The organism is Pedobacter deserti, from assembly GCF_024436415.1.
Lineage (GTDB): Bacteria > Bacteroidota > Bacteroidia > Sphingobacteriales > Sphingobacteriaceae > Pedobacter > Pedobacter faecalis.
Window position 1 is genome coordinate 3,302,891 of sequence record NZ_JAFMZQ010000001.1, and the last position, 22,449, is coordinate 3,325,339.

Here is a 22,449-nt window from a genome sequence, read left to right on the forward strand (position 1 = left end):
GGAGATAAACACGTTTACAAACTCTCAAACACATACCATTGAACAAATATATACGAAAAAGTCTTAAGGTACTTCTTTGGGTAATTGGCTGCATCATTCTGCTGTTTGTGCTGATTGCCGCTTCTTTAAACATTCCTGCCGTACAGAACTTTGTTAAGGACAAAGCTATAGGCTATCTGAAGAAAAAAACAAAAACAGAGGTAAGTCTGGAGAGCATTAAAATTGCACTTCCGAAAGATGTTGTGCTTAACAAGTTTTATATCGAGGATCTGAAAGGCGATACACTCCTTTATGCACAGAAACTGTCGGTAGACATCAGCCTGTTTAAGCTGATCAGCAACAAGGTGGAGATCAATAATATTTCACTGGAAAAGATCAGGGCCAACGTAACCCGTATCGATCCGGACACCACGTTTAACTTCTCTTTCCTGGTCGACGCCTTTATGTCGGAACAGACAAAGCCGGAAGAAGAGGTTGAGAAGGATACGACTTCAACCATGAAGTTCGCTATCGACAAGGTGCGTTTTGAAGATATCGGGATTGTTTACCATGATGATGTGGCGGGGAACGACCTGAAGCTGAACCTTGGGGAATTTACAGCGAAGGTGAAGGACTTTGACCTTGCCAATCAGCGCTATGTGATCAGGGAACTGGAGCTTAGCAATACGAGTGTCGATTACCTTCAGCAAAAGCCGCTGACGGTGCTGGCGGCACAGCTGGAGAAAAGCGTGGACACCGCTCAGACGGAATCGGGCAAGCTGCCGACGGTTGAAATTGAGGATTTTGCATTTAATAACGTGCGTGTAGGCTTTGCTGATCGTTTGTCGGGCATGGATGCAGACCTTGATCTGCAAAAACTTGAATTGACTGATTTGCTGGTTGACCTGACCAACAGTAAGTATACGCTCGGGGAAGGCAAGATAAACGACACTAAAATCGGATTTTCAAATGCGGGAAGTAAGGCGAACGTAGCTTTGGGCGAACTTTCTTTAAGCAAATTACTGGCAGACGTCAAGAGCGGGCAATATAAAATTGATGACGCGGCGCTCAACAATTCAAACGTGCTGTTTGCGCTCAAGCCAGCACCTAAAACCGCGACTGTTGCTTCTGGCCCGGCCGATTCTACGGCAGCCTCTGCCCCTTTAAGTTTACAGCTAGGCAAAATCAGACTCGCGAACAACAACGTACAGTTCGATAATATGGCAGCCCGGCCAGTGAGGAATGTTATGGATTTTAATCATTTGAAGTTCAGCGATCTGACCTTGATGGCGGAGCAAATTGCCTACAGCGACACTGCCATAACCGCAAACCTTCGTGAAGGAAGCTTCCGGGAAAAAAGTGGCTTTCAACTGAACACTTTGCAAGGCGATGTGGGGTATAATCAAAAGCAAATCCGTATTGACAACTTCAAGCTTAAAACGCCGAATACCAGTATTGAAAACAATACCCAGTTGAACTATACCAGCATGGATGACCTCACCAAGCATCCCGAGCGCGTAAAGCTGGCGATGACAGTGAATAACACAACGATTGGGCTGCGCGATGCTGCTTACTTTAGCGATGCTATCCCGGCCAATTACCGGAATGAGAAAATAAGGCTGGAAGCGAGCGCAAACGGCTACATGAACAACCTGGCGGTTCCTAAATTGCAGGTGCGAGGGCTGAAAAATACACAGATTGACATCAGCGGCACGGCGAAAGGTTTGCCTGATATGGAAAAAACGGTACTTGATCTGAAAATAAAAAAGTTCTCGTTGACGAAGCAGGACCTCCTGGTCATTATTCCGAGGAACTCGCTGCCAGCCAACATAGAACTACCGAATGCGATCCTGGCTAACGGATTGTTTAAAGGCTCCATGACGAATTTTACAACCGGCTTTAATATCGCGACCGATATGGGTTCTGCTAAACTGGCTGCAAAAATGCGCGGTGCGAAGGGTCGTGAAAGATACGCCGCGAATGTAAGCCTGAATAATTTTAACGTAGGCCGGCTGCTGAAGCAGGAGCCGACGCTTGGCCGGATTACGGTAAAAGCCACAGTAAGCGGAGCCGGTCTGGATATGAAGACGGCCTCAGCAAAGATAGATGCCCAACTGGTTAGTGCTTTCTATAACAAATACACCTATCGCAATTTATATCTGACCGGCGATTATAACCGCCAGAAAGTGAATCTGCGAAGTAACATGGCCGATAGTAACGCCAACTTCAAGCTGACCGCAGCGGTAAACATGGCCGGTAAATATCCTGCTGTAAAGGCTGATCTGGACCTGGTTCAGGTTGACCTTCAAAAGCTAAACTTCAGCACCTCAGAATTCCGTGTAGCGGGGCTGCTCGATGCTGATATCGAAACAGCTGATCCTGACTATCTGAATGGCGACATCAGCCTGAGGGGTTTGCAGTTTGCGAAAGATGGTCAGCGGTTTAACATGGATACGATTGATATCCATTCGGAAGCGACGGCCGACCGCAATCTGCTGACCCTGAAATCGGAAATTCTGAGTGCCCGCATCGATGGAAAATACCAGCTGACCAATATGGGGACGGCTGTGATCAATGAGATCAATAAATATTACGCATTTGGGGAAGTGAAAGAAGTTCCGGATCAGCGCATGCGGTTTAAAGTAGACATCTACAACGCTAAAGTTTTGAAAAATTTTGTTCCTGATCTGACCAGCTTCTCTCCTTCCAGCATTAGCGGGGTAATAGATACGCAGCAGGACAGCCTGAAAATGAACGCCTGGTTTCCGCAGGTCGTATATGGGGATTTTAAGGTGGACAGCACCAGATTGGATATTGGCAATACCGCCGAACAGCTGTCGTATAAACTCAGTGTTGGAAGCATGCAGAGTCCGTCAATAGCCCTGTATAATTCCGAAATCGGTGGAAAGGCTGCAAATAATCAACTGGGACTGAACATTTATCTGCGTGACAGCGAGCGTAAAGATAAGTATGTGCTTGGGGGTACATTTAAATCGGTTAATAAGGATTACCAGTTTTCGCTTGATCCTGAGAAACTTTTGCTAGACTATGAGCGCTGGGCCATAGCGCCTGAAAATTACCTGCAGTTCGGGCAATCGGGTATCCTGGCGCACCAGTTTAACCTAAGCAAGGGCAATCAGCTATTGCGTATTAACAGTTCGGACGAAACGCCTAACTCGCCGGTGGAGGTTCAGTTTAAGGACTTCAGGATTGAGACACTGACTAAGTTTGCCCAGCAGGACAGTGCGCTTGTTGGCGGTGTGATTAATGGAACAGCTAATATAAGCGAACTGACGGGAAGCCCTAAGTTTGTGGCTAACCTGACGGTAGACGAGCTGCGATACCAGAAAGACCAGCTTGGCACGTTGCGCATAGCGGTGAACAACAATACAACAAATGCATACGAGGTGAATGTGGCGCTAACCGGCGTCCATGAATTGCGTGTGAATGGCTTTTATTATACCAATACGGAAAACGCGCTTGATCTGACACTAAACCTTGATAAGGTAGACTTAAAATCACTGGAAAGTGTGTCGATGGGGCAGATCAAGAATGGGTCGGGAACCGTTACGGGACAGATGACGGTGAAAGGTTCTACATCTTCCCCACAGGTGCGTGGTAATATAGATTTCAACCAGGTTGCTTTTACTGCGGGGTATGTAAACTCGTATCTGCGAATTCCTAACGAATCGATACGCTTTACGGATACCGGTGTAAATTTCGACAATTTCACGATCCTTGATTCGCTAGGCAAACAGGCGGTGATCAATGGAGGAGTACGAACCACAAATTATCAGGACTTTGCCTTCAACATGGACATCACCACAGATAATTTCCGGGCTTTAAATTCGACTTCTGAAGATAATGAAATGATCTATGGCACCGTGTACCTGACGAGTAACATTAAGGTTCGTGGCGACATGAACCAACCGGATGTTGATATGACCGTTACCGTTGAAAAGGGCACAAAATTCTTTTTCGCAGTGCCAACGAGCGACCCTTCGGTGATTGATCAGGAAGGCATTGTGCAGTTTATTGATGCGGATGCTCCTCCGTTTAACGGCCAACTGGCGCTGAAAACTGATAGCGTGAGCAAAGCGCCCATTAAAGGCATGACGTTGAACGCGACCCTGAACCTCGATCCCGAAGCCGAATTAAATGTAGTGGTAGACCCCGCGAATGGAGATGCGTTGAAGGTGCGCGGAGAGGCCAACCTGATTGCTACGATGGATGCCAGCGGTAAGACTAGTCTGACCGGACGTTATGAGATTAATGATGGCTCCTATAACTTATCGGTAGGACCGCTGGGCAAAAAGTCTTTCAGCTTGGTTAAGGGTAGTTCCATTGTTTGGACCGGCGATCCGATGTCGGCCAACGTTGACCTTACCGCCTTGTATGAGGTGAACGCTGCACCTATTGATCTATTGAACGAAGAGAACAACATTCAGGCAAAAACTAAACTGCCATTCCAGGTTTACCTGATGATGGAGGATGAACTGATGAAGCCTACCATCTCATTCAGGCTGGATCTACCAGAAAATGAGCGCGGTGCGCTCGGGGGACAAGTATATGCCAAACTCCTTCAGGTAAATCAGGATGTTAACGAACTGAACAAGCAGGTATTTGCGCTGCTTGCTTTGAACCGCTTCATTGCAGATAATCCGTTTCAAAGTCTGGCTGGCGGAGGAGGTGGGGTATCTACCCTTGCCCGGTCTAGTGTAAGTAAGCTTCTGACCGAGCAGCTCAACAACCTGGCTTCTGATCTCATCCAGGGAGTTGATCTCAATTTTAACCTGAATTCTTCGGAAGATTACTCTACCGGTTCACTCGAGCAGAAGACAGATCTGGAAGTTGGCTTGTCCAAGAAATTGTTAAACGACAGGCTGACCGTAACCGTGGGCAGCTCATTTGGCATTGAAGGGCCGGAAACCCAGAATCAAAACTCTACCAATATTGCGGGTAACGTGAATGTCGAATATGCCCTTTCTGCCGACGGCAGGTACAGGCTAAGGGCCTATCGCCGTAACCAGAATGAAAGTGTTATTGAGGGACAGATCATCGAGACTGGCCTTGGCTTTGCGCTTGTAGTCGACTACAACAAGTTCAGGGAGATTTTCAAAAAGAAAGAAACTAGGGAAGAGCGCAGGGCAAGACGGGAAAAAAACAGACAAAGGGAACAGGAAAACAGGAATCGTGAAGCACGTGAACAACAGCTTAAAGCTGAGGGCATGAGCCCAGACAGCACAAACACCACCAGATAAAATGAACAGATCTCACTTAATTTTATTAGCATTATTTTCGTTATTTATCCTTGCTGGCTGCAGCAGCACCCGGGGCTTAAAGCCGGGGCAGATTTTGTACACCGGCGCGGACGTAAAGATAAATCCGGATTCTTCGGGGCGGATTGATGACCAGAAATCGGTAAAAGACGCACTTGAAAGCCGCACCAGGCCCCGCCCGAACAAGTCTATCCTCGGATTTAAGTATAAACTGTTCTTTTACAACCTGGCTGGCGAGCCTAAGAAGAATAAGGGCTTTAAACACTGGTTGCGGACTAAACTTGGTGAACCCCCGGTACTGCTGAGTGAGGTTAAACTACGGTATAACAATGATGTGCTAACGAGCTACCTGATAAGTCAGGGATATCTTCAATCGGTGGTTACCGGCGACACGGTGGTGAAGAAGAAAAAAGGCAAGGCTGTGTATACGGCTGTTACCGGCCAGCGTTATAAGATCAATAGCATTTCCTTTCCGAAAGACAGTGGTAATCTAGCCAATATTATTAACGCAAATAAGGATAGATCCCTATTGAAAGCGGGCGACTATTATGACTTGGAGACCTATAAAAATGAGCGGATACGGATTGACAACGACCTGAAAGAGAGTGGCTATTTTTACTTCAGTCCGGATTACCTGATTATGCAGGTAGACAGCACAATTGGACGAAACATGGTGGATGTTAGGATACGGCTTAAGGACAGCGCTCCGGATGCGGGACTGAAGCCGTACACCATTCGAGACATCAATATCTTCCCAAATTATAACGTACGCCGCGACAGTGTTCTGAAACGCCTTAAGCCATTGGAGTTCGGGAACTTCAATATTTACGATAACCGGAACACGTTTAAACCATGGGTGTTTAACCGCCTGGTATTTTTCGAAAAAGGTGAACGCTACAACCGGAGAGATCATAGCCAGTCGCTGAACAGACTCGTGAACATTGGTACTTTTCAGGGTGTGAGGGCCGACTTTGTGCCGATAGATAGTTTTAAGAATAATCAGCTTGATCTAAATCTATACCTTACTCCTCTGAAAAAGAACTCGCTTACCTTCTCTGTTCTGGGAACCAGCAAGTCGAACAATTTTGTGGGATCGGAAGTGAGGCTCACGCAGACAACACGGAACCTGTTCAGGGCAGCTGAACAGCTTGATGTAAGTGTAAGCGGCGGATTCGAAACCCAGGTGAGCGGCCAGGCCAGAGGTTTGAACTCTTATTCTTTTACCACTGAAGGAAAATTGACCTTCCCGCGCCTGATCATACCCTTCTTTAAGTTTAGCAGCACAAATGCCTTTGTACCAAAGACGATCGTAACGGCGTCGTATCAACTGCTGAGCAGAGGTTCCCTATATAATCTTAACTCCATCAGGGGTGAGTTCGGCTACAATTTCAAGGAGAGTAAATACAAGGAACATACCTTTAACCCTATCTCGATCAATTATGTTCAGCCTTCGAATGAAAATGAGAAAAAGCTGGACAGCCTGTACCGGATCGGCTTGAGAGGGGTTCTGGAAAAACAGTTCATCATTGGGAGCAACTACAACTTCACCTATACCAATCAAATGGAGGACGAAAGACGAAACAACCTTTATTTTAGTGGTGATATAGAGACTGCCGGCAACGTATGGGGTTTATTTGTTCCGGAAAACGACGAGGGTCAGAAAACTTTCCTGAAAACCCCGCTAACACAATTCGTAAGGCTGGAGGCTGATGTAAGAGACTATTTTAAACTAACCAAGGGCATTACCTGGGCCAACCGCTTCAATGTTGGTTATGGCTTCGCTTACGGCAACAGCAGGGCGTTACCCTATGTAAGACAATTTTTTGCCGGTGGAAGTAATGACATCAGGGCATTTAGGGCCAGAGGTTTGGGACCGGGCACGTATGAGCTGCCGGACACTATCTTTGCTGATCAGGGCGGTGACGTAAAAATTATGCTGAATACTGAGCTCCGCTTTAAGCTGGTAAGCGTACTGCACGGTGCACTATTTGCCGACGCAGGTAACGTGTGGCTACGGAAAGAGGATCCGGAACGTCCTGGTTCAAAGTTCAGGCCCGGATATGCTTTGAGTGAAATGGCTGTAGGAACAGGGGCTGGTTTAAGGGTTGATGCAACCATATTTGTAATTCGTCTGGATGTAGCCTTTCCGATCAGAAAACCATACCTGCCGCCGGGTGATCGCTGGGTAATTGATCAGGTTGATTTTGGCAGTAAGGACTGGCGCAGGGAAAATCTGATCTATAACATAGGAATCGGATATCCATTCTAATCGCAATTGAGCATGGCAGTTCTAAGAAAAGTGAAACACTTCTTTATAGCGGTATACCATTTGTTTGTTGCCGCCGGTAAAGGCTTCTCGGAAGACCGGGTGATGAAATTAAGCGCGGCATTGGCATATTATACCATATTTGCGCTAACTCCCCTGATCATTATCATTATCTCCGCAGCATCATTGTTTCTGGGCGATAATATGGATCCTAACACTAAGCTTTTCGGTGAAATCAGCGAACTTGTTGGTCCCGATGCTGCTAATCAACTCAGGAGTTTTGTAAATAACGCCAACTATTCCGGTAAAAGCACGCTTGGCTTAATCATTGGTATAGGAACGCTGATCATTGGTGCAACGGCGATCTTCATTGAAATTCAAGATAGTATAAACCTGATCTGGAAGGTGAAAGCCGTACCAAAGAAAGGCTGGAAGAAACTCATCGTTAACCGTTTACTGTCGTTTTCACTGATTGCTTCGCTGGGATTCCTCCTGCTTGTATCGCTGGTCGTTAATAGCGTTGTTGTGGCAATTGGCAGTAAGCTTGAGCTTTATGCTACTAAGATTGGCGTAGAGCAGGTTTCTGAACTGTTTATGCTTATCCTTACGAACGCGCTCACGCTTGCTGTGGTGACCTGTGTTTTTGCTGTTATCTTCAAGGTATTGCCAGATGTGGACCTGAAATGGAAGCCTGCCCTGGTAGGCGCTCTTTTTACCGCTGTATTGTTTAGTATTGGCAAATATGCCATTGGTATCTATATAGAGAAAGGTGATCCTGGCTCAGCGTTTGGCGCGGCCAGCTCTGTGATCGTTATTTTGGTGTGGATTTATTATACAGCTGTTATATTATACTTTGGGGCAGAGTTTACACAAGCATATGCGGAAAGGTATGATCATGGGATAAGCCCGACTAAGTATGCCGTTCATACTAAAGTCATCGTGGTAGAAAAGAAAGTGGACGTGCTTCCGCCACAGCATCCTGAGGACACTAAAATCGACCCTGCTAAAGAAGATTAGCAGGAGCTGCTCAGGCAGACTCCGCGAAGTCGTCTTCTACCACATCGTGTACAACAGCTGTTGTTGCGGCATCCTCCACCGCTGAAACCAATTCCTCTACGGTGTCTTTTTCCACCCGAAGGTTACGGATAATGTGCTGCTGACGGTCCGGAGTGTTCTTGCCCATATAATATTCAAGAAGGCCCTTTATGGTCTGATCTTTTAGGATCACCGGATCGAGCCGTATATCTTTTCCTATAAAAAGACCGAACTCGTCGGGCGATATTTCACCTAGCCCTTTAAACCGCGTGATCTCTGGTCTGTTCCCTAGCTTCTCAATCGCCTTTTTTCGCTCATCATCGCTATAACAATATATTGTTTCCTTTTTATTGCGAACCCTGAAAAGCGGGGTTTGTAAAATGTAGACATGGCCCGCACGGACCAAATCGGGGAAAAACTGCAGAAAGAAAGTCATCATTAACAAACGGATGTGCATACCGTCTACGTCAGCATCCGTGGCAATTACGATGTTATTGTAATGTAAACCTTCCAGACCGTCCTCAATATTCAGCGCATGCTGAAGGAGGTTGAATTCCTCATTCTCGTACACTACTTTTTTGGTGAGCTCATAACAGTTTAAAGGTTTGCCCTTAAGACTGAATACTGCCTGGCACTCTACGTCCCTGGATTTGGTAATAGAGCCCGAAGCGGAATCACCCTCGGTAATGAAAAGCGTTGTCTCATACCGTCTGTCGTGATTGCTGTTGAAATGAACTTTGCAATCCCTGAGTTTCTTATTGTGCAGGGAAGCTTTTTTAGCACGGTCGTTGGCCAGTTTCTTAATACCTGCGATATCCTTACGCTCCCTTTCCGACTGCATGATGCGTTTCAGAAGCGCGTCTGCAACATCCTGGTGTTTGTGCAAATAATCGTCAAGTTCCTTTTTTACAAAGTCATTTACAAAGGTTCTTACGGTGGGACCATCCGGACCAATGTTCTGCGAACCCAGCTTTGTTTTTGTCTGTGATTCGAACACCGGTTCCTGTACGCGGACGGATATGGCCGCAATGATTGAGGCCCTGATATCTGAGGCATCGAATTCTTTCTTATAGAACTCACGTATAGTCTTTACTACCGCTTCTCGGAAAGCTGCCTGGTGAGTACCACCCTGGGTGGTATGCTGGCCGTTAACGAAAGAATGATAGTCCTCTCCGTACTGCTGCCCATGCGTCATAGCAATCTCAATGTCGTTGCCCTTCATATGGATCACCGGGTAGCGGATATGTTCTACATCAGCCACCTTGTGCAACAGATCGTAAAGTCCGCGCTCGGAAAAATACTTCTGCCCGTTATAATTGACTGTAAGCCCTGTATTCAGGAAAACGTAATTCCAGATCATGCTCTCCACAAAATCGCTTATATAATGGTAGTTGCGGAATATAGTGTCGTCGGGATAAAAAGTGATGGCCGTTCCGTTACGCTGAGTGGTATCAATAATGTCATGGTCGATAACGATCTCCCCTTTCGAGAATTCGACCTTCTTGGTTTTACCGTCGCGATACGATTGAACCGTAAATGTGCTGGACAGTGCGTTCACCGCCTTAGTACCCACCCCGTTAAGACCGACCGATTTTTGAAAGGCCTTACTGTCGTACTTACCGCCGGTATTAATCTTAGATACGCAGTCGATCACTTTCCCTAAAGGAATCCCCCTGCCGTAATCCCGTACGTTGACCTTATGTTCTGAAACAGTTATCTCGATCGTCTTGCCCGACCCCATCACAAACTCATCGATCGAGTTGTCGACGATCTCCTTAAGCAAAACATATATCCCGTCGTCCTGCGCTGAGCCGTCGCCCAGCTTACCGATATACATACCCGGGCGCAGTCTGATGTGTTCCTTCCAGTCGAGCGATCGTATACTATCTTCGTTGTAGTTTGGTTCAGCCATGATGATTTGGAGTATAACACAAATATAACATTTTATAACTACCTTTGCAGGAAAGTGATACTCTTTCACTTATTACTTAATATATTATACATTGTCATTTCAAGAATTAAATCTGATTGAGCCGATCCTAAAGGCGCTGCAATCAGAAGGTTATACACAACCAACTCCAATACAAGCCCAATCTATCCCTTCTATATTACAAGGCCGCGACCTTTTAGGATGCGCGCAGACCGGCACAGGTAAAACAGCCGCTTTTGCGATCCCGATGTTGCAGCTTTTAAACAAACCGCATACGAATACAAAAGTCCACAAAGCCATTAAGGCACTGGTGCTTACCCCTACCCGGGAACTTGCTATTCAAATCGAAGAGAGCTTTAAAGCCTATGGAAAAAACCTTCCCATACGGCACCTGGTAATTTTTGGTGGTGTTGGTCAAAAATCGCAAACCGATGCGTTACAACGAGGTGTAGATATCTTAGTGGCTACTCCTGGCCGTTTGCTCGACCTGATGAACCAGGGCTTTATTAGCTTAAAGGATATTGAACTTTTTGTGCTTGATGAAGCAGACCGGATGCTCGACATGGGCTTTATCCACGATGTAAAAAAGGTCATCGCCAAGCTTCCGGTTAAGCGGCAGACCCTCTTCTTTTCTGCCACAATGCCGAAAGAGATTCAGGGACTTGCAGATACCATTCTGGAAAACCCGGTTAAGGTAGAGGTAACTCCCGTATCATCTACTGCCGAAAAAATCAGTCAGCAAGTATTCTATGTGGAAAAGAGCGATAAAAAAAATCTGCTGCTGCACATTTTAAAGGATCCGTCTATTGAGACAGCATTGGTTTTTGCCCGGACAAAACATGGGTCTGACCGCATTGTTAAGGACCTGATAAAGGCGGGTATAAGGGCAGAAGCTATTCATGGTAATAAGTCGCAGAACGCCAGACAAAGAGCGTTGACGAATTTCAAAGCAAAGACTACACGAATTTTAGTAGCTACCGATATTGCCGCAAGGGGTATTGATGTGGATGAACTTGCGCACGTGATCAATTATGAACTTCCGAATATTCCGGAAACTTATGTTCACCGGATCGGCCGTACCGGCAGGGCGGGTTTAAGCGGCACTGCATTTTCGTTCTGCGATGGCGAGGAAAAAGCCTATTTAAACGACATCGAAAAACTGATCGGCCTAAAGTTGCCGGTTACGGAAGACCACCCTTACGCAAAAAGCTGGCAAAGCCTCCTGGCATCAGCACCGGAGACGACAGCCAAAAACAGGGGTAGGAATTCACAAAGTGCGCCGAGAAACGGCAGCAAAGAAAAAGAACCTAATTTGAGCGGCGCCAGGAAGAAACCAAATGGAGGAAAACGCTGGTTTGGCAAACGGACTGCCAAGTCTTAAATAAAAAAAAGCAGGAATCATTAAACTCCTGCTTTTTTTATGATGTGGTCAATAGACCTATCGTCCAAAATCATCCTGAACCCTAACAATATCGCTTTCGTCTGAAGGGTTATCCAGGTCAGTATGCTGCCATATTTCTGAAACGATACCCCAGTCTTTCAAGCCGATCAGTCGATGTCTTTCGCCTTGCTTCAGCTTAATACGCTGTCCGGGCGCAAGTTCCTGCAGGTCTCCTTCTTCGTCAGTATCACTTGTAACAACACCTACAGTACCGTTAACGACCTGCCATATCTCTGCACGGCGGTGGTGATACTGCCAGGACAAACGAGTCTCTGGGGCAACGATCAATATCTTTGGACTCAGCTTTCCTGAAATTCGCAGGTCCTCTACGTTAAGGCCTTCAAAATAAATATTGGCAAATTGTTGGGCCTGTGCTTCGTCGATAACAAAAAAACCGCCCCAGGGACGAGTTTCATCACGATTGATTATATTGAAACCTTCAATTTTCAACCGTTGTGCGACACTTTCAAATATCTCTTTTTTCTGATCTGACATTGGGAATATTAATTTTTAAACACCAAAAGTAGGAAAAAAAATTGCAACGCGATAAACGTGCTGGGTGACAGGCAAAAAAAAAGCCCGGAACAAAGCCCGGGCCCTTATAAGATAGGAATGTAAGTTTAACGGTTGAGCTGAGCGTTGATACGCTTCACGATGTAATCTATGTCGAAAGGCTTGCTGATATAATCATTGGCGCCTGCTTCAAGACTTTTCTGCTTATTCTGGTCATTCGCCGACATGACGATAATCGGGATATGTCTGGTGAAGGGATCGCTCTTCAGATCAGTACAAATATCGGTACCGTCACCGTCAGGTATCATTACATCCAGAATGAACAGATCAGGTACTGAATCTCTTAATTTGCTCTTTAGCTCTGTAAAAGAAGACGACAATTGCAATTCATAACCTTCGTCTTTTAGCAAGACACCGATTATGTATCTGATATCCTCATCATCTTCAAGCACATGTATTCTTTTTATCATGTTGGAGTAGTTTTATATGGTCGTTGCGTTTTTATAAGCAACAACTTTGCCACATCTGCGGAAATGCATATAAATGTTACTTAAACATCTCAAAGCTGAATTGCGCCACACTCCAGAATTCGTCGAGCGCGATAATCCTTGGTTTGAAAAATGATATGAGTGTAGGCCAGTCTTCTTTCCTGAATATCCGTACACCACTTAAGGAACGCTCAATACGGCAAATAGTTTTACCATATTCATCGGCTACAAACTTATTCCATTCCCATTCTTCTCCAAGTTGTTCATGCAGGACTTTTTTTAATTCGCTAAATTGTTCAAAGACAAGTTCCTGAATGCCTGGGTCCGGATGGGAAATCTCTATAGCGATGGAGGCCGATCGGTTGTCGGCCTGCATCTTGAACTGAAGATGCTTAATGCCGGTTTTATAATTTACCCAGTTTATCCGCATTCCATCTGCCGAAGGAAGGGGCGAGATGTATTGACCGAAAGTAGTCCAGAATTCGTGTCTAAGCTGTGATGCCTCGCTCTTTGAATACAACCTGTTATCTTTTTTTGTCTGTAAAGTTAGCTCTTTTTTATGTCAGTCCTTATCATGGTCGTCATCTGATGATTCATCTTTAATGACCACTGAGTCTGAAGTTGGCACCGGCCGGTTAGACCCGGTACCGTTGGTATCCACGGCTTCATCACTTCCCTCTACTAAAATCTTGTCGAGCTGAGTAGTAGGATTTACGTCGTCCTGGTTCTGCAAATTACCTCTCGTATTTTTCATAATTATTGTTATTGTGTTCCTCGTGTAACAAGCGTTGCATCTGCTATGTTTTATAGAAACTTCCGGAATGAGATTAATCGAAACATTTTACGTGCTTTTGAGTTTCAATTAAGTGAATAATTAAATCGGATTATGTCAAAAACCATAGTGATAACCGGGGCATCCAGCGGCGTAGGAAAAGCAATCGCACTTGCATTTGCGGAAAGACAGGACAGACTTTTCCTGGCTTCCAGGAATGAGAGAGAACTTGAAGAACTGGTTGCGGAGTGTAGATCATTTGGAGCTATTGCCACCGTTGTTAAAACCGACGTTACGGAGTCGGCCGACATGGTCAACCTTGCCGCAATCGCCGATGAGCAAGGCGCGGGAATAGATGTATGGGTAAACAACGCAGGGGTTCTGGCAGTCGGCCCATTTGATGAAACCCCAATGGTTGTGCAGGAACAGGTGATAAAGACGAACCTGCTGGGTTACATGCATGGCGCACATGCGGCACTTCCATATTTTAAGAAACAACAGTATGGTATACTGATCAATAATATCTCCATTGGCGGCTTCTTGCCTGTTCCGTTTGGTGTGGCATATTCGGCCAGTAAGTTTGGACTGAGGGGCTTCTCCGCCGCATTAAAAACAGAATTGGCCGAATTTGAAAACATCCATGTGTGTGATATTTTCCCTGCATTTCTGGATACGCCAGGCATACAGCATGCGGCTAACTATACCGGAAAGCAAGTCAGACCGGCACCTCCTATTTATGACCCAAGACGTATTGCATCGACCGTGACAGCGCTTGCCGACAATCCCACAAATGAAACGATGATCGGTAGCGCGTCGCGCCTGCTGCGTTTGTCTTACGCTTTAATGCCTGGGCTTACCAAGGGGATCGCCGGAGCAGTAATCAAATATTACTTGAACAGAGCTGAAAAAATAGAAAAATCAGACGGTAACCTGTTTAACCCCGTGCGGTATGGAAACGCTGTGTACGGGGGCTGGGGGCTACCAGGGAAACCTAAAGCCCACCGGAAATATATCGGTGGCGGAATTATACTTGGATTAGCTGCCGCACTGCTCCTGCTGAAAAAGCATTCTTAACATTCTCCAGGCATTTGAAGCTTAAGCTGCACCTTCCGCGCGGGGTATAGAGAAATGAAATGTTGAACCTTTGCCAGCTTCACTTTCCACCCAGATCCTGCCACCATGTTCGGATACGATCTCGTTAGCAATGTACATTCCCATCCCTAAGCCCGAATAGGAATTGGCTATACCTTTATCCCTGTAAAATTTTTCAAATACTCTTGACACACTTTCACTGTTCATTCCAAAACCTTCGTCCTTAACAGAAATAATCAATTCAGCATTGTCGTTCAAGCTGCTACTGATATTAATCCTGCTTCCGGGAGCCGAATACTTTGCCGCGTTAGATACCATATTGCTTATAACCTGCTCTATGCGAACAGGATCTATGAAAAGTTGAACATCATCGCACACGGACATTTCGAGTTCATGGCTTGAAGTGATCAATACCAGGTCTGCAAAGAGGCGTTCCAAAACAGCATTAACCATCATAGGCTGCTTATCATATTCCAGCTTACCGCTGTCCGTCTTGGCAGAATCAAGGAGCTTTACGGAGAGGTGATTGAGTTTTTTAAGCTGCTGTTCTATTTTCGTAATAATCTTTCGTGTCTCCTCAAGTGTTTCTTTTTTTGCGGCCATCTGAACATAGCCATGTAACACCGTCAACGGAGTTTTGATTTCGTGGCTGGCAACCGACAGGAATTCGCTTTTCAATTCGTTAAGACGTTTTGAGTATCGCAACTGCTCTTCCTGCATTTCGGTAAGACGCGAAAGCTCAGCATTTTTACTTTTAATCCCCTCATACGGTGAGATAATCTTGTCGCGCACTTCAGACCGTACGCGCCTCAGGACTTCAGACCCGAAAGCGGCAGATCTTGGCAATCCGATACTGAAATTTATGGCGTAGCTCTCTGCGGTGCTAGTGAAATTTAACACAGGCACCAGCTTCTTGGCATAATAGAAGAGACGCTCGTCGATCAGTCCGTCGGCAACAGGATAAGTGAGCAATGCATTCAACTTATGCCTTGCATTATCGCTTGCCACAGCAACAGAAAGCAAGCCCTTATCAGTGTGCTCAATTAATACACGGCTTAGCTCAGAGAGTGCAGTAACGAAAGTGGTCTTAGTAGTAATACTCAATCCAATTATCTCCGCAGCGCGCATCATTTTCTGATGTGCAAGCATGACATCCATTTCGTTTTCCAGTGTTATCTCCAGAATTGAGTTCATAAAGTATTCAATTTAGCAACTATTACCGACATATCATCCGTTTGCCGCCCATAATCTTTATAGATGGCCGTAGCAAGTATCACCGGATCATGACGCTGAACACCGACATACCTGGAGATATCCCATCTGGACTTAATTCCATCTGAACATAAAATGACCAGAGGAAAATCACTACCGCTATATCGTTGAACATTCATTGTAGCAGGTATATTATGCCCGATAATTCCGTTATACGGTACGAGGTTTTTACTTGAGGCGTGTCCGAACAGCTTGCCCATGATGTTTCCTGCACCTGCAGCCTCCCAGGAGGCATCTTTTAGATTATATAACAATACGGTACCCACCCCCCCGCGGGTCTTCCTGATATAGCTGTGGATATATCTGACCGTTGCAACAGGGTCGTCGGTAAGGCAATTATTAAAGGCTTTAGCCGCCTCTTTAATCACCGCGTTTGCATCGGCGCCATGGCCCAGCCCGTCCATAAGCATTAATTTCACATGATTTTTGTTCCTGGCCACGATCAGCCCGTCTCCACTTACTGCCTCACCTTTCTTTGGTACAATAAGTGCCCCTAGAGCACTACTCATGCTGTTTTTAAGCGGCTTGTCTTTGAAGATCCTGATTAGAAGAATCGTGCCCCATCCCTGCAACGAATAAGCATCAAAAAAATCAGACAGTCGCCGTATACTTCCTAATCCGTGCCCCATGGTGCTGGAGGTGGATACGCCGTCTTCCATCATGCGATCCACGTCTTTTATTCCAGGACCACTATCTATGCTGACGATTTCCAGATAGGACTCACTACCCTCCCCCTTTAAAGCGACAAGAATTTCGCCACCTAAAGCGTGCTTCATAAGGTTAGAGGTGGTTTCTCCAACAATAATATCCGTATGCGCTACTTTTTGTTCAGGGAAGCCGGCCTCAGCAACCAATTTATGTATTTCCTTTTTGATGATCGCAAAATAACTTCTGTCGTTAGCATCAAAGCTCTTATAAACGCCACTAACCATTCGCCCACTTTGTTATAACAACTGTCGTTCCCTTACCCCACTCACTTTTAATGTCAAACTCATTCACCAGCCGCCTGGCGCCGGGCAAACCTAAACCGAGACTTTTCCCGGTCGAGAAGCCATCTTTCATGGCCTGAGCTATATCCTGTATTCCCGGACCATGATCTAAAAATGTCAGCCGAACGCCAGTATCCCTGCCCCGGCTTACCACTTCAATTAATGTCTCGCCTCCTCCGCCATATTTCAACATGTTCCTGACAAGTTCACTTGCAGCAGTGATCAGCTTGGTCTGATTAACCAGGCCCATCCTGATCTTTACAGCACACTCCTTAACTCTGTTTCTAAAAGGCACCACATCGTGATCTCTTTCAATCCGCATCTGCTGCTTAGAGAGCGAGATTATCATCGTTGTTTAGTTCTTCATCAATATCTTCCTGATCTACCACTATTTTTGACCTCAAAAACTCCATGCCCCGCTCCACATTTAGTGCCGTATGCACACCTGTTAGCGGCAATCCCAACTCGATAAGTGTAATGGCAACGGCGGGCTGCATCCCTACTACAACGGTATGCGCGTCGAGTATCTTAGACATGCTGGCGATATTACCAATAATCCTGCCCATAAAGGAATCTACGATCGACACGGCAGATATGTCGATTAAGACCCCCTGAGCGCCGGTCTTGTTAATGGTCTGAATAAGATCTGATTCCAGGTTCAGCGCTAAACGATCATAAAGATCTACTTGTATAGTCACAAGCAGAAAGGGTCCCATTTTTAAAATAGGAATTTTCTCCATAAAAACTTACTGATTTACTTTCACTACTTGTTTCCGGACTTCAAGCTTTAATACCTGAAAAGCATACTTAAGTGCACTCGCCAACGATGCCTTGGTGATGATACCTGACAGGTCTATCCCCAAATGCACAATGGTTTGCGCTATTTCCGGTCTGATACCGCTAATAACGCATTCGGCGCCCATTAGCCTTGTCGCTGCCACAGTTTTCATTAAATGCTGGGCTACCAGCGAATCAACAGCCGGAACTCCTGATATATCCAGGATGGCGATGGTACTTTCCGTCTGAACAATATTTTCAAGCAGACTTTCCATCACGATTTGCGTTCGTGAGCTATCCAGGGTGCCTATAATAGGTAAGGCAAGAATACCGTCCCAAACCTGTATAACCGGAGTGGAAATCTCCGTGATTTCGTCGGTCTGACGCAGAATTACATCTTCCCTTCCCTTAATAAAAGTTTCGAAGGTAAGCATGCTGAAGTAGTCGAACAACTTACCGATCTTTGTCACTTCAGCATAAAGCAAAGCAGGATCGTCTTTTATTTCCTTTTCCAGGAGTTCAACCAAAGCTTGTTTCAGACTAAGTACATACATCCCGGTTTCCCTTGGGGAAAACCCTTGTCTTGCCCGGGAGATCGATACGCCGGAAAGGATCTCAATCAGCTGATCAAAATCGCCGGATTCCGGGTTGACAATATTTTCACTACTGATATTGTTCAGCAACGAAGTAAGCAGTTCTTCAGACTGTTCCCTCAGGTCTTCGTTACTGATCAGATCATCGCGCAGCCCGGCATCAGCCAGTTGATTTGTCATCCACTTTTCCATGATCTGAGCGCTTTTCTTTTTCAGAAGAGCCGACGTATTTTGTTTCATTCCAGTTATTTATTTTTTAAACAAAAGTAACAATCATTTGCACATTTGCAACGTCGACAAAACGAAGTATTATAATGTTCTGTAGAAATGCAAAAAAATGAGTTTAGTCCAGCCCAATGGGAAGTGTAAACCAAAAAGTTGATCCCGCCCCTAGCTTGCTGTTCACACCAATTTCGCCTCCATGACGCTGTATAATATCCGCACTGATATACAAGCCCAAACCGAGTCCTGACACCTGATAACCAGACTCATCTGCGCGGTAATAGCGTTCAAACAAATGCGGAAGCTTGTCGGCCGAAATGCCTGGTCCGTTATCGCGTACCGCTACCCTCGCGGTGTTGCCAACTCTTTCCGCAATCAGGTAAATATATCTCGAGTCAGGCGCATACTTAACCGCGTTGTTTACAAAATTTACAACCACCTGATCGATCCTGTGCTCATCCGCATACACTTCCAGTTCTTCGTCGCCCTCAAAGATGAGCTCGTGAGTGCCACTTGCACGCACATGCCCGCAGCATTCGTCAAGTAACTTCTTTAAAAGGAAGGTAGTCTTATTCAACCGCATAGAACCTTCATTCATCCGGCTTACGTTGAGCAGGTCGTCAATCAGGGCACTGATCTTATCCATGCTCCTGCCGGCCTGATCAATGAGCCTTGGCAAAATAGCTGCGGATGGATTATCCTTCAATCGCTGCATTAACTGAAGAGAAGCTTTAAGCGCTGTGATCGGCGTCTTAAGTTCGTGGCTGGCAATGGAAATAAAGTCGTCTTTCTGCTGTTGCAATTTCTTAAAGTCGGTAATATCCAAAACCGTACCCAACAGCTTTTCAGGTATTCCGTTCGACTGAAAGTAAACCTTAGCCTGCACCCTGATCCAGCGAATCGACTGATCCTTGGCGATTAACCGTGCCTCGTAAAACATGTGACCGTCGCGCGCCGCCCTAATGTGAGCCTGCTTACTCAAATGCACGTCGTCGGGATGAAACAACGGAAGAAGATCAAGGCGCGAAGACGGCTTAGGAAAACCAAATATGGCGTCGAAGCGCTCGGACGTGAGCAAGGCATTGGTCAGATAATTATGTTCAAAAGTACCAATCTCAGCAGCGTCCACCGCAAGCCTGATGCGTTCTTCAACGTCTTCGATGGACCGTCTTCCTTTAACCTGCTCCGTCACATCAATGGCCACAACCATAATCGTATTGATCTGACCCTGGTTTACCACAGGTTCATATACAAAATCGATAAAGACCGTTTGAGGTATACCATGCTTGATAAGGACAACCTCATGCTCCTTGGCAACAAACGGCTGCCCTGTACGAATAACCTGGTCCATAACCGGCGCATAGCTTTCGGCCGCTTCTGATATGGCCTCCCAAATGGTACGGTTTTCCAGTTCAGCCCTGTCCTTGCCTACCAGTTCAAGATAACCATCATTAACCTCCTGCACCATCAAATCACTCGCCCGGAGCACACATATTCCAATCGGAGCCTGACGGATTAAACTCCTGAACCGTGCTTCACTTTCAGTGAGTGCCTGATGCTTGTCCTGCAAATCATGTTGCGAACGAACGAGATCCTCGTTGGAGGCAGAAAGATCTTCTACCGCGGCAGTAAGCTCCTCATTAATAGCGTTGAGTTGCTCTGTCAGCACCTGCTCATTTTCCAAACTGGCCTCGAGCAGTTGGCGCTGTTGAACCTTCGCTGTAATGTCATCGGCCGCCACGATAATACCGCACACATTGCCTTGGTCATCTCTTAGCGGATCATAATAAAAACTGACATACTTTTCGGCCGGACCTGAGGGTGAATTGTAGTAAAATATCTGCTCCTCCTGCCCGTATCCTATACCGGTTTCATAGACCTGTCGTAGATAGCCTGGAAACGGCTGCCCCTCAAGCTCCGGAAGTATCTCCATCAGCTGCCGGCCTGTAACCTCCTCTATCGATCGGTCCCACAAGTTTACAAGAGGTTGATTAACAATTTCTATAACCCACTCGCGGCCTCTGAGTATCATCAGCGGATAATGTGCAGTCATCACTAGGCTACGCAAACTGCTCTCACTTTTAGCCAGGTCCCTGACACGAGCCTCAATCTTAGCCTCAAGTTCCGCGTTAAGCTTTTCAAGCTCATCATGCGCTTCCTTCAAATCCTCAACTGTAGCTGTCAGTTCTTCATTTGCTGCAGCAAGCTCTTCGTTAGAAGCAGCAAGCTCCTCAGTAAGTTCCTGCTCCCGGTGTTCGGCAAGGATCGCCTGAGTAACATTCTGCGTTGTGATCAGCAGATACTCGACATCGTCAGAATTCTTTTTCACCGGCAGTATCTCCAGTTGCCACCAGCCCGGCACTACTTCTCCTGCTTCGTTGCGCATGTCGTATCGGAAAACGGGCATATGCACCTGTGTATTGTGGTCTATCGCTTGGTTTAAGGCCAGGCTTACCAGTTCCGGGCCATTCTCACCTGCGATCACCGGATCGTAAACTTGCCACAGGCTTTTGCCTCGATGGTCGGAGCCGGCACCTATGCCCGTAGCTTGCATATGTGCACTGTTATAATCAAGTATCGTAAACTCGGGCGAGTTTGCCCGAAGAATGATCCGCGGCACGTCTGATTGAAAGAGCGCTTGAAAAATCGGCGTGGTGATGTGCTCCATGAAAGCTAGCTTAGTTTAGTTTTCGCCACAAAATACTGAGGATATTTCGCAATACCCCCTTTTAAACTATAAATTTTCTTGTCGTTGCCCCATTTCTCCTGAAGTTGCTGGGCTGCATGGAGACTTCGAATACCATGCTGACAAACCAACACGATGCGTTCTTCTTTATAATGATTATTAAGGAAGGAATCAAAATCCCGCAATGGAGCCAGCACAAATTTAGCGGCGTCAAGGCGGGGAGTCTCGCGTTCCTCTCGCACATCAACGAGTAAGGTACCGCCGCCCAGGTAGAGTTGTTCCATTCGCTGAGCATTGATTTCCTCGATATCATCGTCAGACAGACCACAGTTCAGACTGTAATTCATTGCAATAAATTCGTTCGCCGACGCCGGTAAACGATAACTAATCGTCGAAGGCACTATGGCAAGCTTACTCATCTGCTGATTTCTTATATCATAAATCAGCAGCTGGTTGACAAGGGCTGTACCGACACCGGTAATCATTTTAATCACCTCTGCCGCCTGCATCGTACCAATAATACCGGGAAGCACACCGAGCACGCCATTGTCAGCGCAGTTGCCTATCTGATCTTTCCCTGGCGGCTCTGGAAACAGGTCCCGATAATTCGCAGCAATAGCATCAGGCCCTGTTACATTGAAAACAGCAAGCTGACCGTCGTACTGATCGGCCGCCCCAAAAACCAATGGCTTACCGAGCATCGCAGCAGCGTCACTGATCATGTATTTCGACTCAAAGTTGTCCGTACCGTCTAAAATATAATCGTAGCGCTCAAATAAGGATAGCGCATTATGCTGATCTACAGGATAAATATAGGGCTCGACAGCTACATCCGGGTTAAGGTCGCGCAACCTTGCAGCAGCAGCGTCCGCCTTGTATAAACCAAGTGACTCTGTCCCGTACAAGATCTGCCGGTGAAGATTACTCAACTCAACAACATCCGGATCAGCAATTCCGATTCGTCCAACTCCAGCGGCAGCTAAGTATTGCAATGCCGGACAACCAAGTCCTCCAGCACCAATCACCAGGACACTGGCACTAAAGAGTTTTCTTTGCGCTTCGATGCCGAAATCCGTTAGACGGATCTGTCTGCTGTAACGTTCGTTCATGTACAT

17 protein-coding genes are annotated in these 22,449 nt (G+C 46.2%); 5 read left to right on the forward strand and 12 right to left on the reverse strand.

Annotated elements, in window-relative coordinates:
• Nucleotides 1-38 precede the first annotated feature (38 nt).
• From J3P40_RS14925 to J3P40_RS14935, 3 genes are read left to right on the forward strand one after another with little or no spacing between them, the layout of a single operon-like run.
• Nucleotides 39-5,240 carry a translocation/assembly module TamB domain-containing protein gene (locus J3P40_RS14925; RefSeq protein WP_256007005.1) on the forward strand — a complete coding sequence of 1,734 codons (5,202 nt, stop codon included), beginning with the start codon at nucleotides 39-41 and terminating at the stop codon, nucleotides 5,238-5,240.
• A 1-nt stretch (nucleotide 5,241) separates the two neighbouring features.
• Nucleotides 5,242-7,527 (forward strand): translocation and assembly module lipoprotein TamL, encoded by a 2,286-nt coding sequence (tamL, locus tag J3P40_RS14930; protein WP_256007006.1) that lies wholly within the window; start codon nucleotides 5,242-5,244, stop codon nucleotides 7,525-7,527.
• Between the two features lie 12 nt (nucleotides 7,528-7,539).
• Nucleotides 7,540-8,541, forward strand: coding sequence for a YihY/virulence factor BrkB family protein (locus tag J3P40_RS14935; protein ID WP_256007008.1), 1,002 nt, complete (start codon nucleotides 7,540-7,542; stop codon nucleotides 8,539-8,541).
• Nucleotides 8,542-8,551: 10 nt separating this feature from the next.
• Here the strand turns inward: J3P40_RS14935 and J3P40_RS14940 are convergent, their stop codons facing one another.
• Complete coding sequence (locus J3P40_RS14940; protein WP_256007009.1) at nucleotides 8,552-10,471, reverse strand: DNA topoisomerase IV subunit B; 1,920 nt, start codon at nucleotides 10,469-10,471, stop codon at nucleotides 8,552-8,554.
• A 91-nt stretch (nucleotides 10,472-10,562) separates the two neighbouring features.
• Between J3P40_RS14940 and J3P40_RS14945 the strand changes: the two genes are divergently transcribed.
• The gene (locus J3P40_RS14945) at nucleotides 10,563-11,870 is read left to right on the forward strand and encodes a DEAD/DEAH box helicase (RefSeq protein WP_256007010.1); all 1,308 of its coding nucleotides are present in this window, start codon (nucleotides 10,563-10,565) and stop codon (nucleotides 11,868-11,870) included.
• Nucleotides 11,871-11,927: 57 nt separating this feature from the next.
• Here the strand turns inward: J3P40_RS14945 and J3P40_RS14950 are convergent, their stop codons facing one another.
• From J3P40_RS14950 to J3P40_RS14965, 4 genes are all read right to left on the reverse strand, one after another.
• Entirely contained in the window at nucleotides 11,928-12,425 is a 498-nt protein-coding gene (locus tag J3P40_RS14950; protein WP_256007011.1) for a cupin domain-containing protein, read from the reverse strand.
• Nucleotides 12,426-12,550: 125 nt separating this feature from the next.
• Complete coding sequence (locus J3P40_RS14955) at nucleotides 12,551-12,913, reverse strand: response regulator transcription factor (RefSeq protein ID WP_256007012.1); 363 nt, start codon at nucleotides 12,911-12,913, stop codon at nucleotides 12,551-12,553.
• A 76-nt stretch (nucleotides 12,914-12,989) separates the two neighbouring features.
• Nucleotides 12,990-13,451: a DUF4268 domain-containing protein gene (locus J3P40_RS14960; RefSeq protein ID WP_256007013.1), complete on the reverse strand. Its 462-nt coding sequence runs from the start codon at nucleotides 13,449-13,451 to the stop codon at nucleotides 12,990-12,992.
• A gap of 42 nt (nucleotides 13,452-13,493) precedes the next feature.
• Nucleotides 13,494-13,685 (reverse strand): hypothetical protein, encoded by a 192-nt coding sequence (locus tag J3P40_RS14965; RefSeq protein WP_256007014.1) that lies wholly within the window; start codon nucleotides 13,683-13,685, stop codon nucleotides 13,494-13,496.
• A gap of 132 nt (nucleotides 13,686-13,817) precedes the next feature.
• Between J3P40_RS14965 and J3P40_RS14970 the strand changes: the two genes are divergently transcribed.
• On the forward strand, nucleotides 13,818-14,777 hold the full coding sequence (locus tag J3P40_RS14970; RefSeq protein WP_256007015.1) for an SDR family oxidoreductase: 960 nt from the start codon (nucleotides 13,818-13,820) through the stop codon (nucleotides 14,775-14,777).
• A 21-nt stretch (nucleotides 14,778-14,798) separates the two neighbouring features.
• Here the strand turns inward: J3P40_RS14970 and J3P40_RS14975 are convergent, their stop codons facing one another.
• From J3P40_RS14975 to J3P40_RS15005, 7 genes are all read right to left on the reverse strand, one after another.
• Complete coding sequence (locus tag J3P40_RS14975; RefSeq protein WP_256007016.1) at nucleotides 14,799-15,989, reverse strand: sensor histidine kinase; 1,191 nt, start codon at nucleotides 15,987-15,989, stop codon at nucleotides 14,799-14,801.
• Nucleotides 15,986-16,999: an ATP-binding protein gene (locus J3P40_RS14980; protein ID WP_256007017.1), complete on the reverse strand. Its 1,014-nt coding sequence runs from the start codon at nucleotides 16,997-16,999 to the stop codon at nucleotides 15,986-15,988. Before J3P40_RS14980 ends, J3P40_RS14975 begins: the two co-directional genes overlap by 4 nt.
• Nucleotides 16,992-17,405 carry an anti-sigma regulatory factor gene (locus J3P40_RS14985; protein ID WP_256007018.1) on the reverse strand — a complete coding sequence of 138 codons (414 nt, stop codon included), beginning with the start codon at nucleotides 17,403-17,405 and terminating at the stop codon, nucleotides 16,992-16,994. Before J3P40_RS14985 ends, J3P40_RS14980 begins: the two co-directional genes overlap by 8 nt.
• Entirely contained in the window at nucleotides 17,386-17,796 is a 411-nt protein-coding gene (locus J3P40_RS14990) for an STAS domain-containing protein (protein WP_256007019.1), read from the reverse strand. Before J3P40_RS14990 ends, J3P40_RS14985 begins: the two co-directional genes overlap by 20 nt.
• A 6-nt stretch (nucleotides 17,797-17,802) precedes the next feature.
• Nucleotides 17,803-18,666 (reverse strand): STAS domain-containing protein, encoded by an 864-nt coding sequence (locus J3P40_RS14995; RefSeq protein ID WP_256007020.1) that lies wholly within the window; start codon nucleotides 18,664-18,666, stop codon nucleotides 17,803-17,805.
• 103 nt (nucleotides 18,667-18,769) lie between these two features.
• Nucleotides 18,770-21,316: a PAS domain-containing protein gene (locus tag J3P40_RS15000; RefSeq protein WP_256007021.1), complete on the reverse strand. Its 2,547-nt coding sequence runs from the start codon at nucleotides 21,314-21,316 to the stop codon at nucleotides 18,770-18,772.
• Nucleotides 21,317-21,321: 5 nt separating this feature from the next.
• Nucleotides 21,322-22,449, reverse strand: coding sequence for a HesA/MoeB/ThiF family protein (locus J3P40_RS15005; RefSeq protein ID WP_256007022.1), 1,128 nt, complete (start codon nucleotides 22,447-22,449; stop codon nucleotides 21,322-21,324).